At 74.3% G+C, this 15,319-nt stretch carries 15 protein-coding genes; 5 read left to right on the forward strand and 10 right to left on the reverse strand.

Annotation, left to right across the window (positions count from 1 at the left end; translation table 11 throughout):
- On the forward strand, positions 1 to 126 hold a 126-nt coding region (locus ACFY00_RS14560; RefSeq protein WP_388031438.1), incomplete at its 5' end, for a fasciclin domain-containing protein.
- Between the two features lie 68 nt (positions 127 to 194).
- Here ACFY00_RS14560 and ACFY00_RS14565 read toward each other — a convergent pair.
- From ACFY00_RS14565 to ACFY00_RS14605, 9 genes are all read right to left on the reverse strand, one after another.
- Complete coding sequence (locus tag ACFY00_RS14565) at positions 195 to 830, reverse strand: 3-oxoacid CoA-transferase subunit B (protein WP_388031111.1); 636 nt, start codon at positions 828 to 830, stop codon at positions 195 to 197.
- On the reverse strand, positions 830 to 1,585 hold the full coding sequence (locus tag ACFY00_RS14570; RefSeq protein WP_388031112.1) for a CoA transferase subunit A: 756 nt from the start codon (positions 1,583 to 1,585) through the stop codon (positions 830 to 832). Before ACFY00_RS14570 ends, ACFY00_RS14565 begins: the two co-directional genes overlap by 1 nt.
- A 28-nt stretch (positions 1,586 to 1,613) precedes the next feature.
- Entirely contained in the window at positions 1,614 to 2,351 is a 738-nt protein-coding gene (locus ACFY00_RS14575) for an SDR family NAD(P)-dependent oxidoreductase (RefSeq protein ID WP_388031115.1), read from the reverse strand.
- A complete protein-coding gene (locus tag ACFY00_RS14580) occupies positions 2,348 to 3,310 on the reverse strand; it encodes a fumarylacetoacetate hydrolase family protein (RefSeq protein ID WP_388031117.1) in 963 nt (320 codons plus the stop codon). Before ACFY00_RS14580 ends, ACFY00_RS14575 begins: the two co-directional genes overlap by 4 nt.
- An 18-nt stretch (positions 3,311 to 3,328) precedes the next feature.
- Positions 3,329 to 4,264, reverse strand: coding sequence for a VOC family protein (locus ACFY00_RS14585; RefSeq protein WP_388031120.1), 936 nt, complete (start codon positions 4,262 to 4,264; stop codon positions 3,329 to 3,331).
- Between the two features lie 15 nt (positions 4,265 to 4,279).
- On the reverse strand, positions 4,280 to 5,275 hold the full coding sequence (locus ACFY00_RS14590) for an amidohydrolase family protein (protein WP_388031122.1): 996 nt from the start codon (positions 5,273 to 5,275) through the stop codon (positions 4,280 to 4,282).
- Entirely contained in the window at positions 5,272 to 6,405 is a 1,134-nt protein-coding gene (locus ACFY00_RS14595) for an FAD-dependent oxidoreductase (protein WP_388031123.1), read from the reverse strand. The genes ACFY00_RS14590 and ACFY00_RS14595 overlap by 4 nt, the downstream gene beginning before the upstream one ends.
- An 88-nt stretch (positions 6,406 to 6,493) precedes the next feature.
- A complete protein-coding gene (locus tag ACFY00_RS14600; RefSeq protein ID WP_388031126.1) occupies positions 6,494 to 7,465 on the reverse strand; it encodes a cyclase family protein in 972 nt (323 codons plus the stop codon).
- Positions 7,462 to 8,445: a fumarylacetoacetate hydrolase family protein gene (locus tag ACFY00_RS14605; protein WP_388031127.1), complete on the reverse strand. Its 984-nt coding sequence runs from the start codon at positions 8,443 to 8,445 to the stop codon at positions 7,462 to 7,464. The genes ACFY00_RS14600 and ACFY00_RS14605 overlap by 4 nt, the downstream gene beginning before the upstream one ends.
- A 107-nt stretch (positions 8,446 to 8,552) precedes the next feature.
- Between ACFY00_RS14605 and ACFY00_RS14610 the strand changes: the two genes are divergently transcribed.
- From ACFY00_RS14610 to ACFY00_RS14620, 3 genes are all read left to right on the forward strand, one after another.
- Positions 8,553 to 9,485 (forward strand): LysR family transcriptional regulator, encoded by a 933-nt coding sequence (locus tag ACFY00_RS14610; RefSeq protein ID WP_388031129.1) that lies wholly within the window; start codon positions 8,553 to 8,555, stop codon positions 9,483 to 9,485.
- A gap of 193 nt (positions 9,486 to 9,678) precedes the next feature.
- Entirely contained in the window at positions 9,679 to 10,971 is a 1,293-nt protein-coding gene (locus ACFY00_RS14615; RefSeq protein WP_388031132.1) for an MFS transporter, read from the forward strand.
- Positions 10,972 to 11,168: 197 nt separating this feature from the next.
- A complete protein-coding gene (locus ACFY00_RS14620; protein WP_388031135.1) occupies positions 11,169 to 12,044 on the forward strand; it encodes a phenylalanine 4-monooxygenase in 876 nt (291 codons plus the stop codon).
- Positions 12,045 to 12,352: 308 nt separating this feature from the next.
- Here the strand turns inward: ACFY00_RS14620 and ACFY00_RS14625 are convergent, their stop codons facing one another.
- A complete protein-coding gene (locus tag ACFY00_RS14625; protein ID WP_388031138.1) occupies positions 12,353 to 13,267 on the reverse strand; it encodes a LysR family transcriptional regulator in 915 nt (304 codons plus the stop codon).
- Between the two features lie 173 nt (positions 13,268 to 13,440).
- Here ACFY00_RS14625 and ACFY00_RS14630 point away from each other — a divergent pair, with 173 nt between their 5' ends.
- Entirely contained in the window at positions 13,441 to 15,291 is a 1,851-nt protein-coding gene (locus ACFY00_RS14630) for a 3-hydroxyacyl-CoA dehydrogenase NAD-binding domain-containing protein (protein ID WP_388031141.1), read from the forward strand.
- Positions 15,292 to 15,319 lie beyond the last annotated feature (28 nt).

The following is a 15,319-nucleotide window of genomic DNA, read 5'->3' on the forward strand; positions in this document are numbered from 1 at the left end:
CTCACCGTCACCGGCGCCCAGCCCGACTTCACCGTCAACGGCAACTCCAAGGTCCTGTGCGGCAACGTCCAGACCGCCAACGCCACCGTCTACATTGTCGACACCGTCCTGATGCCCACCTCCTGACCCGCCGCCGCACGACCGCAGGCCCCTCCCGGTGACTTCCGGGAGGGGCCGTCGCGCGCGGGTCCCGCTCAGGTCCGGACCAGGACGGGCGCGCCGGTCGCGGCCAGGACCTCCCCGGTGGTGACGCCCGGCGCGGTCTCGACCAGGGCCAGACCCTCGGGGGTGACGTCCAGCACGGCGAGGTCGGTGACGATCCGGTGGACGCAGGCCCGGCCGGTGAGCGGCAGGGTGCAGGTGTCGACGATCTTGGGGGTGCCGTCCTTGGCGGTGTGCTCGGTCAGGGCGATGACGCGGCGGGCGCCGTGGACGAGGTCCATCGCGCCGCCCATGCCCTTGACCACCGCGCCGGGGATCATCCAGTTGGCGAGGTCGCCGCGCGCGGAGACCTGCATCGCGCCGAGCACGGCGGTGTCAATGTGGCCGCCGCGGATCATGCCGAAGGAGAGCGCGGAGTCGAAGAACGACGCGCCCGCGAGGACGGTGACGGTCTCCTTCCCGGCGTTGATCAAGTCCGGGTCGACGTCCTGCTCGGCCGGGTAGGGCCCGGTGCCGAGGATGCCGTTCTCGGACTGCAGGACGACGTCGACGCCGGGCGGCAGGTGGTCGGGGATCAGGGTGGGCAGGCCGATGCCGAGGTTGACGTAGCTGCCGGGGGTGAGTTCGCGGGCGGCGCGGGCGGCCATCTGCGGGCGGGTCCAGGGCATCAGGGACGCACCGTCCTCTTCTCGATCGCCTTGTCGGCGGCCTGGGCGGGGGTGAGCGCGACGACGCGTCGGACGAACACGCCGGGCAGGTGGACCTGGTCCGGGTCAAGCTCACCCGGCTCGACGAGTTCCTCCACCTCGGCGACCGTGATCCGGCCCGCCATCGCGGCCAGCGGGTTGAAGTTGCGGGCGGCGCGGTGGAAGACCAGGTTGCCGTGCCGGTCGCCTCGGGCGGCCCGGACCAGGGCGTAGTCGGTGGTGATGCCGCGCTCGAGGACGAACTCCCTTCCGTCGAAGGCGCGTTGCTCCTTGGGCGGCGAGGCCAGCGCGACCGAGCCGTCCGCCGCGTAGCGCCAGGGCAGGCCGCCGTCGGCGACCTGGGTGCCGACCCCGGCCGGGGTGTAGAAGGCGGGGATGCCGCAGCCGCCCGCCCGCAGCCGCTCGGCGAGGGTGCCCTGCGGCACCAGCTCCACCTCCAGCTCCCCGCCGAGGTACTGCCGGGCGAACTCCTTGTTCTCGCCGACGTACGAGCCGGTGACGCGGGCGATGCGTCCGGCGGACAGCAGCAGGCCCAGGCCCGCGCCGTCGACGCCGCAGTTGTTGGAGACCACCCGCAGCCCGCTCGCGCCCTGCTCGTGCAGGGCGCGGATCAGGGTGGAGGGGATGCCGCTGAGTCCGAAGCCGCCGACGGCCACTGACGCCCCGTCGGGGAGGTCGGCGACCGCCGCGGCCGCGGTGGGAGTGACTTTGTCCATGCGCACCTTCCTTGATAGAAGCGTGAGTTCAGGCTCGGATCGCGTCGGAGACCGACTTGGCTCCGCCGTGCGCGGTGTAGCCGCCGTCGACGGGGATCTCGGCGCCGGTGATGAAGGAGGCCTCGTCGGAGAGCAGGAAGACCACCAGCCCGGTGACCTCCTCGACGGTGCCGGTGCGGCCCAGCGGGGTCTCGCGCAGGTTGGCCTCGCGGAACGCGGGCGGGGCGGTGGCGGTCATCTCGGTCTCGATGAAGCCGGGGTGGATCGTGTTGACCCGGATCCCGAGCGGCCCGAGTTCGAGGCAGGCGGCCTTGGCGAGGCCGCGCAGCGCCCACTTGCTGGCGGTGTAGGCGACCGGGTAGTGCGCGGTGAGGGCGGCCGCGGATCCGACGTTGACGATCGAGGCGCCGGGCGGCATCAGCGGGGCGAGGTGCTGCGTGCCCAGCAGCGGGCCGGTGGCGTTGACGGCGTGGACGCGGGCGAAGTCGGCGGCGGTGACCTCGCCGAGCCGGGCCCGCCAGGTGACGCCCGCGTTGTTGACCAGTCCGTGCACGGCGCCGTGTTCGGCGCGCAGGTCGGCGGCGAGTGCGGCCCAGGCGTCCGGGTCGGTGACGTCGAGGACCCGGCAGCCGGGGGCGGGCCGGGCGTCGGTGGCGACCACGACGGCGCCCTCCGCGGCCAGCGTCCGGGCCTCGGCCGCGCCCTGGCCCTGGGCGGCGCCGGTGATGACGACGACCTTCCCGGCCAGTCGTCCTTCCCCGGTCACGGGCGGGTCCGGGGGCGCGGGCGGGCGGCGGGGACCGGCCGCGGTGCGGCACCGGGGACGACCGTGTTGGCGGTCGATCCGATGCCTTCGACGGTGAGGGTGACGGTGTCGCCGGCCTTCAGCGGCGCGGGCTGCTGGGCGCCGTTGAGGCCCCAGAGTTCGGCGAGGCAGCCGCCGTTGCCCATGGTGCCGGAGCCGAGCACGTCGCCGGGGCGGACGACGGTGCCGCGGGAGGCGTAGGCGACCAGGTCCTCGAAGGTCCAGCCCATGTTGGAGAGCAGGTCGGTGCCCACCACCATGCCGTTGACGCTAGCGGTGAGCGCCAGGTGCAGGAAGCCGTCCTCGTCCCGGTGGGGTTCGAGTTCGTCGGCGGTGACCAGCCAGGGGCCGAGGGTGGTGGCGGTGTCCTTGCCCTTGCAGGGGCCCAGGCCGACCTGCATCTCGGCGGACTGCAGGTCGCGGGCCGACCAGTCGTTGAAGATCGTGTAGCCGATGATGTGGTCGCGGGCCTGCTTCGGCGTCAGGTCGCTGCCCTCGCGGCCGATGACGGCGGCGACCTCCAGTTCGAAGTCGAGGGCCTGCGAGCCGGGCGGCACGGGCACGTCGTCGTGGGCGCCGATCACCGCGTAGGGGTTGCCGAAGTAGAACGTCGGTGCGGCGTACCACTGTTCGGGGACGCCGGCGACGCCGTTGACGCTCTTGCGGACGCCTTCGACGTGCTCCTCGAAGGCGACGAAGTCGCGGACGGTGGGCGGCTGGAGGGGCGGTAGCAGCCGCACCTCGTCGAGGGCCGGGCCGGGCGGACCGGCCAGGGCGGTGCGGCCGGCGGCGTGCAGGGCCTCGGCGCCGGAACGGATCAGGTCGAGCAGCTCGGTGCCGTCCGGCAGCGGGTGCAGGCGGTCGTCGGCGAGCGCGCCGCAGTGGCGGCGGCCCCGGTGCTCGTAGGTGGCGAAGCGCATGGGGGGTACCTCCTCGGATCAGACCGGCGGGGCGACGAAGACGCCGCGGTCGACGTCGTTGAAGGACTCCCTGGCGACGATCTCGCTCATCGGGTTGGCGGTGCCCCACTGGTCGGTGACCTCGGGCTGCGAGAAGTCGTAGACGTGCGGGTGCCAGGTGTCCTCGTCCAGGGACTCCAGCTCGGTGGTGTACTCCACCGTGTTGCCGTGCGGGTCGAGGAAGTAGGAGAAGGTGTTGTTGCCCGCCAGGTGCCGGCCGGGGCCCCAGATCTTGCGGACGCCCGCCCGCAGCACCCGCCCGGTGCCGTACATGTACTCGTCCAGGCCGCGCAGTTCGAACGAGATGTGGTGCAGCGAGGTGTGCGGGCCCTTGGCGAGGGCCATCGAGTGGTGCTGGTTGCTGATCCGCATGAAGTGCATGACCTCGCCCATGTGCGGGGAGGACAGCGTGTCGGAGAGCCGGAAGCCGAGGTGCTGCTCGTACCAGGCACGGGTGCGGTCCAGGTCGGGCGAGTTGAGGACGACGTGGGAGAGCCGGACGGGGATCGACTCCTGGGCCTCGATCCGGCGGTGCTGCCGGGCGGCGACGTCGGCGGAGACCTCGATGGTGCGGCCGTCGCAGTCGAAGAAGCGGAAGCCGTAGCCGCCGCCGGGGGTGTCGACGGCGCCCGGCCTGGTGATCAGCTCCACTCCCCCGGCGAGGAGTTGTTCGGCGAGGGTGTCGACGTCGGCGGGGGTGGCGGCGCCGTAGGAGACCAGGTCGAGGCGCTTCTCCTCGGCTCGGCGCAGGCGCACCACGTACTGCTCGGGGGAGCCCTCGGCGGCCAGGAAGGAGATCCCGTTGTCGGAGGCGGTCTCGGTCAGGCCCCAGACGCCGGAGTAGAAGTCGAGCTGCTTCTCGAAGTCGGGCACGGCGAGGTCGACGTGCCGCAGGTGGGTGAGCAGGCGGTTCATGGGAGTTCTCCTCGGTCAAATGCCCAGTAGGGCAATGGCGTTGGCGCCGCGGACGGCGGCGTGGTCGGCGGGCGGCAGACCGGCCTCGGCGAGTGAGGCGAGCGGGTCCTCGGTGCCCATGTCGAACGGGAAGTCGGAGCCGAGCAGCACCCGGTCGGCGCCCGCCGCTCGGACCAACTCCCTTAGCACGTGAGGGTCGTGGACGAGGGAGTCGAAGTACAGCCGCCGCAGGTAGGAGCTGGGTTCGTGCGCGCAGCCGCGGGCGTCGGGGCGGGCGCGCCAGGCATGGTCGGAGCGGCCGATGTGGGTGGGCAGGTAGCCGCCGCCGTGCGCGGCGATCAGCTTCAGGCCGGGGTGGCGGTCGAGGACGCCGGAGAAGATCAGGTGGGAGAGGGCGACGGCGTTCTCGGTGGGCTGGCCGACGGTGTTGGACAGGTACCAGCGGTCGAGGCGCTCGTCGAGGGTGCATCCGAAGGGGTGCAGGAACAGCACCGCGCCGGTCTCGGCGGCCCGGGCCCAGAAGGCCTCCAGGGACGGGTCGGAGAGCTCCACCCCCGGTGCGTGGCTGGAGAGTTCGACGCCGAGCAGTCCGGCGGCGAGGGCGTGGTCGAGTGCTTCGACGGCCAGGTGCGGATGCTGGAGCGGGATCAGGCCCAGGCCGCGCAGCCGGTCGGGGGCCGCGGCGCAGTGCGCGGCGGTGGCGGTGTTCGCCGCCTCCCAGACCTTGCGCGCCGTCTGCTCGTCGGCCCAGTAGTGGTAGTGCGAGGGCGACGGGGAGACCAGCTGCACGTCGATCCCCTGGGCGTCCATGGCGGCGAGCCGGGCGGCCGGGTCGGTGAGCAGCGGAAGGCGGGCGGCGACCATCGGGCCGTTGACGGACAGCGCCTTGGGACCGTTGCGGCGGGCGTCCAGGGCCTTGGCGTGGGCGAGGCCGACCTGCCCGGCGACGAGGGCTTCGACCTCGGGCAGCAGCAGGTGGGCGTGGACGTCGACGGCGGGGCCGGTGGTCACGGAGTCTCCTTGAGGACGGCGGTGGTGCGGGCCATCAGGCCGGGCACGTCGGCGTCGCGGACGCCGTCCATCAACCACCGGCCCAGCTGGCAGGAGTTCTCCACCACCATCCGCACCCGCGGCAGCCGGCGGGCCTGGTAGTCGAGCAGCACCTGCTCGCTGAACTCCTGTTCCCCGGTGAGGAGTTCAGCCAGCACCAGGACGTCCTCCAGGGACATCGCGGCGCCCTGGGCCAGGGTCGGCGGGCAGGCGTGCGCGGCATCACCCACCAGCACCACCCGGTCCCGGTGCCACGGGCCCTCGACCAGGTGCCGGTCGAACCAGGTGTAGTTGACCTGCCCGGGGTCGGTGATCGAGGCGGCTATCTGCTCCCAGTGGCCGCCGTACCCGGCCGCCAGCCGCCGCATCTCCTCGGCGTAGGTGGCGGGGTCGATGGCGGCACGGTCCCGCTTCGGCTCGACCAGGTACGCGTAGACCGTGTCCGGCCCGGTCGGGCAGTACCCGGCGATGTACGCGGGCCCGCCGTAGGCCAGATCGGTGCGCTCCACCCCCGCCGGACGCGGAGCGGGAGCCCGCCAGATCGCCATGCCGGTCGGTTCGGGGCGCTCGGTGATCCCGATCATCGCGCGGGTCGCGGAGGAGATGCCGTCCGCACCGACCACCAGGTCGTAGCGGCCCGTCGTACCGTCGGAGAACTCGACGTCCACCCCGTCGTCGTCGCTTCGCAGCGCGGTGACGGTGGTGCCGAGGCGGACGTTCGCACCGGACGCCTTCACCGCGTCGATCAGGACGCGCTGCAACCACGGACGCTGCATGCCCACCGTCGCGGGCAGGTCCTCACCGCCGGTGCGCGCGTCGCGGGCGACGTGCAGCACGGTGCCGTCAGGGGCGGTGAGGCCGACCTCGTCGAACGCGAAGCCCGACTCCCGGACCCGCTCCCACACGCCGATCTCGCGCAGAGCGCGAAGTGCGTTGCCCTGCAAGGTGATTCCGGAACCGGAGACGTTCCAGTCGGGCTTGGCCTCGATCAGGTCGACGGCGATCTTGGCCCGGCGCAGCAGCACCGTCAGGCCGTTGCCCGCGGTACCACCGCCGATCACCAGAACGGATCGAACACTGGTGGATGTCATGGGGGTTGCTCCCTGGCGGGTGGGCCGCGCCTCGTCGCGCGGCGGACAGGAGGAGACAGGCGCGGGCCGAACGGGCCTCGCGCCGGGGCTACTTGACGGCGATCGGGTTGACCGGGGAGCCGACCGCGCCGGTGATCGGCAGCGGGGCGGCGGTCAGCCAGAACTCGTAGGTGCCGTCGGCGGCGCAGTGCGCGGCGAGGGCGTCCGGGTCCCACATCTCGCCGATCAGCAGGCCGATGTGGGGGATGGCGACCTGGTGCAGCGGCTGGAAGGCGTGGTCGAACTCGTTGGGGCGGACTTCGAAGCCCCAGGTGTCGGTGGCGATCGCGGCGATCTCGCTGCCGTGCAGCCATCCGGCGGTGGTGAAGGACAGGCCGGGGGCCGGTCCGCCCGCGTACTCGCCCCAGCCCTCGCGCCGCACCCGGCTGAGCTGCCCGGTGCGGACCACGACGATGTCGCCGCGGCCGACGGCCGAACTCGGGCCCTGGGCCTCGATGGTGGCGGCGAGGTGTTCCTCGGTGACCGCGAAGCCGTCGGGCAGTTCGCCGTCGGCGCCGATCGCCCGTCCGACGTCCAGCAGGACGCCGCGGCCGGCGATCTGGTGGGCCATGTGCTCGATGCCGGTGACGAGGTCGCCCTCGGAGGTGACGGTGGTGGCGGCGTCGCGGCCGTTCCACGCCTTGCCGTGGTCGAAGATGTGGCCGAGGCCGTCCCACTGGGTGGAGCACTGCAACGGCATCGCGATCACGTCGTCGGCGCCGCCGATGCCGTGCGGGAAGCCCTGCAGCCCGGCGGCGGCGTCGGTGCCGGTGTCGAGCATGGTGTGCACGGGGTTGGTGCGCCGCCGCCAGCCCTTCTGGGGGCCGTTCATGTCGAAGCGCTGGGCGAGCGAGAAGCTGACGCCCTGCCGGATCAGCCCGGCGGCCTGCCGCCGCTTGTCCCCGTCCAGGAAATTGAGCGTCCCGAGCCGGTCGTCGGCGCCCCAGCGGCCCCAGTTGGAGTACGCCTTCGCGGCGGCGGCTATCGCGCCCTCGGGGTCGGTGCGGTCCGGGGCGCTCACGCGGACTCCCGGACGCAGCGGGTGCGTTGGGCGCCGAGGCCGGTGATCGTGCCGTCCATGACGTCGCCGTCGGCGAGGAAGCGGCCCCAGTGCATGCCGTTCCCGGCGGGGCTGCCGGTGAGGACCAGGTCGCCGGGCAGCAGCCGGGTGGTCTGCGAGGCGTAGGAGACCATCCGCGCCACGTCGAAGAGCATGTCGGCGGTGGACTCGTCCTGCATGGTCTCGCCGTTCAGCTTCAGCGTGACCCGCAGGTCGGCGGGGTCCGCGACGAACCCGGCGGGCACCAGGTAGGGGCCGAGCGGGGTGAAGCCGGGGGCGTTCTTGCAGCGCAGCCAGTCGGTGCCGATCTCCGGCATGTCCCGGCGGAAGACCAGCTCGCGGGCGGTCAGGTCGTTGGCGATGGTGTACGCCGCGACGTGCCCGAGCGCCTGCTCGGGGGTGACCCGGTACGCGGGGGCGCCGATGACGGCGGCGAGCTCCAACTCCCAGTCCGGCTTGGTGCACCAGTGCGGGAGGACCACGTCGTCGTACGGGCCGGTGATCGAGGACGGCAGGCCGATGAACACGTACGGCTGGTCCTCGGCGGCCCGGCGGTCCATCATCGCGCCGATCTCGGCGCGGGCCTGCTCGACGGGGCGGGCGTCGTCGGCGGGGCGGTGCGCGATCGCCAGGTCGATCACGTGCTGCCGGTAGTTGGCGCCGGACTGCAGCAGTTGCCGGGGCTCGACCGGGGCGAGGGTGCGCAGTCCCTCGACGGGGCGCCAGGCGCCGTCCGTCCGGGCCGCCAGGTCGTGCAGGACGGGCAGCGCCTGCTCCCAGCGCTCCAGCAGGTCGCGGGTGGTGGCGGGGCTGCCGAGCGCGGGGCGGCCGCGGAGGTCCAGGACCCGGCCGTCGACCACCAGGCCGGGGAACGGCGCGCCGTCGCCGTCGGCGAAGGTGCCGAGGGCGAAGGGGCCGGAGGGTTGCGCGTGTGTTGCCACGAGGTTTCCTCTCGATGCGTTGCGACTAATGTGGCCCCGCTGCGGCAATCATGGAAATCGATTCTGTTGATACCGACCATCCACCGGACAGATATGCGGGTGCCCCGATGAACCTCGCGACCCTCGACCTCAACCTGGTCCCGGCGCTGCGCGCCCTGCTGGAGGAGCGCAACGTCACCCGGGCGGGGCAGCGGGTCGGGCTCAGCCAGCCCGCCATGAGCGCCGCCCTCGCCCGGCTGCGCAAGCACTTCGACGACGACCTGCTCTCCCGCGCGGGCAACAGCTACACCCTCACCCCGCTCGGCACCGCGCTGCTCGCCATGACCGGACCGGCCTGCGACCTGCTGGAGCGGGTCTTCACCTGCCAGGCCTCCTTCGACCCGGCCACCGCGGAGCGCGAGTTCACCCTGCTCTCCTCCGACTACGGCTCCGCCGTCTTCGGCGCCCCGCTCGCCCGGGCCGTGCACGCCGAGGCTCCCGGCGTCCGGCTGCGCTTCCGACAGGTCGGCCCGACCCTGGTCGACTCGATCGGCGACTTCCTCGGCACCGCCGACGGCCTGCTGCTGCCGCACGGCGTCATCAGCGGCTTCCCCTCCCTCGACCTGTACACCGACCGCTGGGTCTGCCTGCTCGCCGACGACCACCCGGAGGTCGGCGACGCCCTCACCCTGGCCGACCTGGCCCGCCTCCCCTGGGCCGTCTACCAGCGCACCCACGACGCCCCGGCGGCCCGCCAGCTCGCGCTGCTCGGCGTCGAACCGCGCGTCGAGGTCTCCGTGGAGACCTTCCAGCTGCTGCCCGCGATGGTCGCGGGCACCCGCCGGGTCGCCCTGATCCAGGAACGCCTCGCCGACCGGATCGGCCCGCACGGCGGCGTCCGCACGCTGCCCTGCCCCTTCGACCCCGTCCCGCTGGTGGAAGCCCTCTGGTGGCACCCCGTCCACACCCAGGACGCCGCCCACCAGTGGCTGCGCGAGACCGCGGCGCGCGTCGGCGCCGAACTGCCGGTGCCGACGCGGCGTCATCCGTCCGACGGATGACGGGTATCCGCACAATCGATCGGCCGGACCATTCCCCTGGACGCGACCGCCCCCTCAAGATGGCAGCCACCCCGGCCCGTCGACCCGACGCCCCGCGCCGGCACCCCCACCGCCGTCCCCGTCCCGGGCGGGCCGCCCCGCGCGCCCCCACCCCGGCCGACCGCGGCCCGCCTCCCCCTCGAACGGAGCCGTCATGCCCGCGTCCCCTCCCGCCGCCGCCCCTCCCCCGGACGCCCTTCCCGCCGACGCCCTTCCCGCCGACGCCCTTCCCGCCGACGCCCCGGCAGCGGCGCCGGTGCTCGCCCGCCCCCGGCTGACCGTCGTCCTGCTGATGGCGGGCAGCTGCCTGCCGATCCTCGGCGCCGTGCTGATCGCCCCCGTCCTGCCGAAGCTCCAGGAGCACTTCGCCGCCACCCCCGGGGCGAGCGCCCTCGCCCCGATGGCGCTGACCGTCCCCGCGCTCTCCCTGGCCCTGATCGCCCCGTTCGCGGGCGCGATCATCGACCGCCTCGGCCGCCACCGCCTGCTGGTGGCCGCCACCGTGCTGTACGCGCTCGTCGGCACCGCCCCGCTCTGGCTCGACTCGCTGCCCGCGATCATCGCCAGCCGGGCCCTGGTCGGCGTCGCCGAATCCGCGGTCATGACCTGCTGCACCACCCTGATCGGCGACTACTGGAGCGGTCGGCAGCGCGAGAAGTACCTCGCCCTGCAGGCCATGTGCTCCGCCCTCTCCGCCACCGCCTTCTTCGCCCTCGGCGGCGCCGCCGGCTCGGCGGGCTGGCGCGCCCCGTTCTGGGCCTACGCCGTCGGCCTGCTCCTCGCCCCGCTCCTGGCCGCCGTACTCCGGCCGACCCACCACCGCCACCGCGCCGCCGCCCCCACCGCGAGCCCCGGCGCCCCGCTGCTGCGCCGCCTGTCGGCGCCCTGCGCGCTGACCTTCTTCGGCGCGATCGTCTTCTACACCGTCCCCGTCGAGACCTCCTTCCTCCTGGACGACCTCGGCACCACCGCCCCCGCCACCATCGGCCTGTGCACCGCGGCCGCCAGCGCCGCCACCGTCCTCGGCGCGGCCGCCTTCACCCGCCTCACCGAGCGCGCCGAACGCCTGCTCCCGGCGACCCTCCTCCTCTGCGCCGCCGGGTTCGGCCTCGTCGCCCTCGCCGACAGCGTCCCCGTCCTGGTCGTCGGCGCCGTCGTCAACTGCCTCGGCACCGGCCTGCTCCTGCCCACCCTGATCACCCGCACCATGGCCCTGCTCACCCCCGCCGACCGCGGCCGCGGCACCGGCCTGTGGAACGCCGCCTTCTTCCTCGGCGAGTTCGTCTGCCCGCTCGTCCTGCTCGGCCTCGCCGGGGCGACCGACGGCCTGGCGAACGCCGTCGGCCTGCTCGGCGCGACCACCCTCGCCGTCGCCGCGGGCCTGGCCGTCACCCGCGCCCGCCGCGGACCCGCGGCCCCCCACCCGGCCCGGAACGCCCCGGCCTGACCCGCCCCGTGGCCGCCGGCGGCCGCCGACGGCCGCCCTCGGAACGCCGTTGGCGACCCTCGCGGGCGGCACCTTCGTCCCGGACCGACGGGCACCGCCGCAGCACGCTTCACCACCCCCGGGCGAGGGCGCGGCTTCACCCGTTCGCAGGACACCGCGGAGGCGTGGGATCGCCGACGGCCGGACAGAAGCGGTTCGTGAACGGAACGACAGGACGCACGCCGGTCACGGCCGACGGCCGACTGGGCCCGGCGACCGAGCACCCCGGCCTCAGCGACCCGCACTACCTGCGCCGCCGCCGGGCGGTCGCCGCCGCGGCCCGCGGCCACCGGGTGGGCGACCCCGCGCCGCCGGTCGACTACCTCGCGAGCGAGCAGCGCACCTGGCGCACCGTGCACCGCGCGCTGTGGGCGGCCCAGGGCGAGCACGCCTGCCGCGCGGTCCTGGCCGCCCGGGAGCACGCCCCGATCCCCGCCGACCGCATCCCGCAGCACGGCGAGGTCGGGGCGGCGCTGCGGGCGAGGACGGGCTTCGAGTTCACCCTCGCGGGGGGCGTGGTCGCCAACAAGCGCTTCCTCGGCTCGATGGCGGACGGCTACTTCCACGCCGTGCAGTTCGTCCGCCACCCCGCCGTGCCGCTCTACACCCCCGAGCCCGACGTCCTCCACGACGTCCTCGGCCACGGCATCCACCTCTCCCACCCGGCCTTCGCCGACCTCTACCGCCTGATCGGCAAGGCCGCCGCCCGCGTCGACGACCCGGACGTGCTGCAGATGATCAGCGACGTCTACTGGTACACCCTGGAGTACGGCGTCCTCGACGAGGGCGGCGTCCCCAAGGCCTACGGCGCCGCCCTGCTCTCCTCCTACGGCGAACTGCGCCACCTGCGGCGACCGCGCCTGCGCGTGCTGGACGTCCCCGCGATGCTCGCCACCCCCTACCGGATCGACGGCTACCAGCCCCTCCTGTTCACCGCCCGCTGCCTCCACGAGGTCGGCGACGTGCTGGCGGGCTTCCTGGACGACCTGGACGACGGCAGCGCCGCCCGCTTCGGCCGCGCCCCGGCCGCCTGAACGCCGGGCTCCGCAGGGTTCCGCGGAGCCCGGCAGCGCCGAGCACACCCTCGACGAGGTCCGCCACCGACTTCGTCGTCGACCCGCGCAACGCCCCGGCGCCGGCCCACAGCCGGCTCGCCGCACCGCACGCCGTCAAGAACACCGGCACCCTCCGCCCCCGGCCGAGCAGTGCCCCGCAGATCAGCCTCGCGGAGACCCATGACGTCGTGGTCCACCTCCAGCAGGTCGAGGCGGCCGCATGCTCAACCAGGCTGGGACGGACGGTCGGTGGGATCCCGGGGCGCGGCGTCGGCGGGGCGGAGCGCTCAGGGCCGGCGACCGGCGACCGCCTCCAGGAGGCGGGTCACCGCCGGGTCGGCGTCGGGCCGGCGGAGGGCCTGGACGGTGGTGTCCAGGAGCCCGGCGTCGCCGCGCAGCGCGAGGAGGCGGACACCGCCGGCGGAGAAGTGCCGGACGCCCTCGGGCAGCAGGCTCACGCACAGGCCGGCGGCGACGTAGCTGAACAGGCCGCTCAGCTCGTCGGCCAGGACCAGACCCCGGGGTGTGAAGCCCGCACGGTGGCAGGCGAGGTGCACCTGCTCGGCCAGGACCGGCAGAGCCGTCGGGTCGGGCATCGCGAAGTCCTCGTCGCGCAGCTGCCCGAGGTCGATCTCGTCGGCCGCGGCGAGGCGGTGGGTCTCGGGAACGGCCGCCCGGATGCGCTCGGTCGCCACCACCGTGCTGACGAGACCGGCGGGCAGCCGGGCCGGATCGCGCACGAAGGCCAGGTCGAGCGCCCCGGTGTGCACCAGGTCGGCGACGGCGGCCGCCGACCCGTGGTGCAACTCCACCCGGAGCCCCGGCAGCTCCTCGGCGACGGTGCGCAGCATCGCGGGCAGGTGGAGGTGGCTGAGCAGGCTGACGTAGCCGATCCGCAGGTCGCCCTCGCTCCCGCCCGCCACCCGGCGCACCCGGGCGACGGCAGCCGTCTGCAGGTCGAGCAGCCGCCGCGCGTCGGCGGCGAAGACCTCGCCGGCGGCGGTCGGCCTCGCGCCACCGGGGCCGCGGTCCAGCAGGCGCACGCCCAGCATCCGCTCCAGGCGCTGGATGGACTGGCTGAGCGGCGGCTGGCTCATCCCGAGCTGCTCGGCGGCCCGTCCGAAATGCCCTTCCCGGACCACGGCGAGAAACTGCTCCAGGAGGCGCCGCGAGAGGGCGATATCTTTGTCCATATCAACCATGCCTGGATCATATATTGGACAGACCTGGCCTCACGGGTGTGGACTGCTTCGTATACAGCTCGGGGACGGAAGCGGTTCCCGTCGGCGGCTCCCGTCAGTGGTGCCCGTCAGCGGTTCGGACCCGCGGGCTGTCCGGTTCTCCTGATTGCTCTGGGGTGATTTTCATGGCGGTCGTGACGATCGTCGGTGCCGGTGTCATCGGCATGTCGTGGGCGCGCCTGTTCGCCGGGGCCGACTGGGAGGTCCGGGTCAGCGACCCGCGCCCGGACCTCGCGGAGGTGGTGGCGCGCGAGCTGCCCGGCCTGGCGGTGACGGCGACCGGGGACCTGGCCGCGGCCGCGGACGGGGCGGACTTCGTGCAGGAGGCCGGGCCGGAGCGGATCGACGTCAAGAAGCAGGTGTTCGCCGCACTGGCCGCCCACACGCGCGAGGACGTGGTGCTGGCCTCGTCCTCCTCGTCCCTGCTGCCCTCGGTGATCGCGGAGGGCAACGCGGCGGCCGACCGGCTGGTGATCGGCCACCCGTTCAACCCGCCGGAGCTGATGCCGCTGGTCGAGGTGGTGCCCGGACCGCAGACCTCCGCCCGCGCCCTCGACCGGGCGATGGACGTGTACCGCGGGCTCGGCAAGCTCCCGATCCTGCTGAAGAAGGAGATCCCCGGCTTCGTCGGCAACCGCCTGCAGAAGGTCTTCAACGACCAGGCGACGTACCTGGTGCAGCAGGGCGTCATCGACGTGGCGGACCTCGACGACCTGGTCCGCGCCTCGCTCGGGCTGCGCTGGGCGACCGTCGGCCCGTTCCAGAGCGGTGTCCTGGGCGGCGGGCCGGCCGGCATGCGCCACCTGGTGGAACACGTCGGCTCGCAGCTGTCCTTCGAGATCGGCCGACCCGACCCGGAGCGGACCGGCGAGGTCCTGGACGCGGTCGAACAGGCCTACGGCACCGGCGAGCAGGCCTACCGGCGGCTGGTCGCCCTGCGCGACCGGCGCACCAGCGGCGCCCTGGCACCGCTGGACTGGACGGGAGGCCGGGCCGGGTCCGGACAGGGCGTCGGGTCCGGACGGACCGAGGGCCGGACGGCCGGGGCCGGACCGGTGGGCGCGGCGGCCGAGCCGCCGTCCCTGCTGGCGCTCCAGCCGTTCCCCGGGCGGGTGTTGAAGGTGAGCATCCCGGACGGCCGGGTGGAGACCCTGGTCGAGGACGCCGGCGCCGCGCCGGACGGCATCGTCGTGGACTCCGGCACCGTGTACTGGACCACCATGGGCGCCCCCGAGGTGGACCCCGGCACCCCGGGCGAGGGCGGCTACGACTTCTCCCGCCGCAACGGCGGCGTCCACGCCTGGAGCCCGGGGCAGGGCGTCCGGCGCGACGTCGTGGCGGACGGCGCGATGACGACCGGCAAGCAGCTGACCTCCGACGGCGCCGGCACGCTGTACTGGAGCGACCGGGAGGGCCACCGGGTCAGCCGGGTCCGCACGGACGGCAGCGGCCTCACCGACCTCGTGGTCACGCCCGCCTCCGAGGGAATCCCGGGCGAGTGCGTCGGCGTCGCCGTCGACCCGGTCGGCGGGTACCTGTACTGGACGCAGAAGGGCCCGGCCAAGGGCGGCCAGGGCCGCATCCTGCGGGCCGGCCTGGAGCTGCCCGACGGCCGGAGCGCCGAGCACCGCACCGACATCGAGGTCCTGTGGAGCGGCCTGCCCGAGCCCATCGACCTGCACGTGGACGGCGGTTGGCTGTACTGGACCGACCGCGGCGCCGCCCCGCACGGCAACACCCTCAACCGGGCGCCCGTGCCCGCACCCGGCGCCGCCGGAGGCACGCCCGAGATCCTGGCCGACGGCTTCGCCGAGGCGATCGGCCTGGCCGTCGACGGCGGGGCGGGCCTGGCCTACGTCGCCGACCTGGGCGGACACATCCGCGAGGTCCCGCTGCCGGACGGCCCGGCCGCCGACCGCGCACCGCGCGAGGTCGTCGCGCTGGGCGCGCCGCTCACCGGCCTGTGCCTGCTGCCGCGCGCCTGACCCGGGCCCGGCCGTCGAGCCCGGTCCA

Origin of the sequence: Kitasatospora sp. NPDC001540 (genome assembly GCF_042894345.1) — a bacterium.
GTDB classification, from domain to species: Bacteria; Actinomycetota; Actinomycetes; order Streptomycetales; family Streptomycetaceae; genus Kitasatospora; species Kitasatospora phosalacinea_C.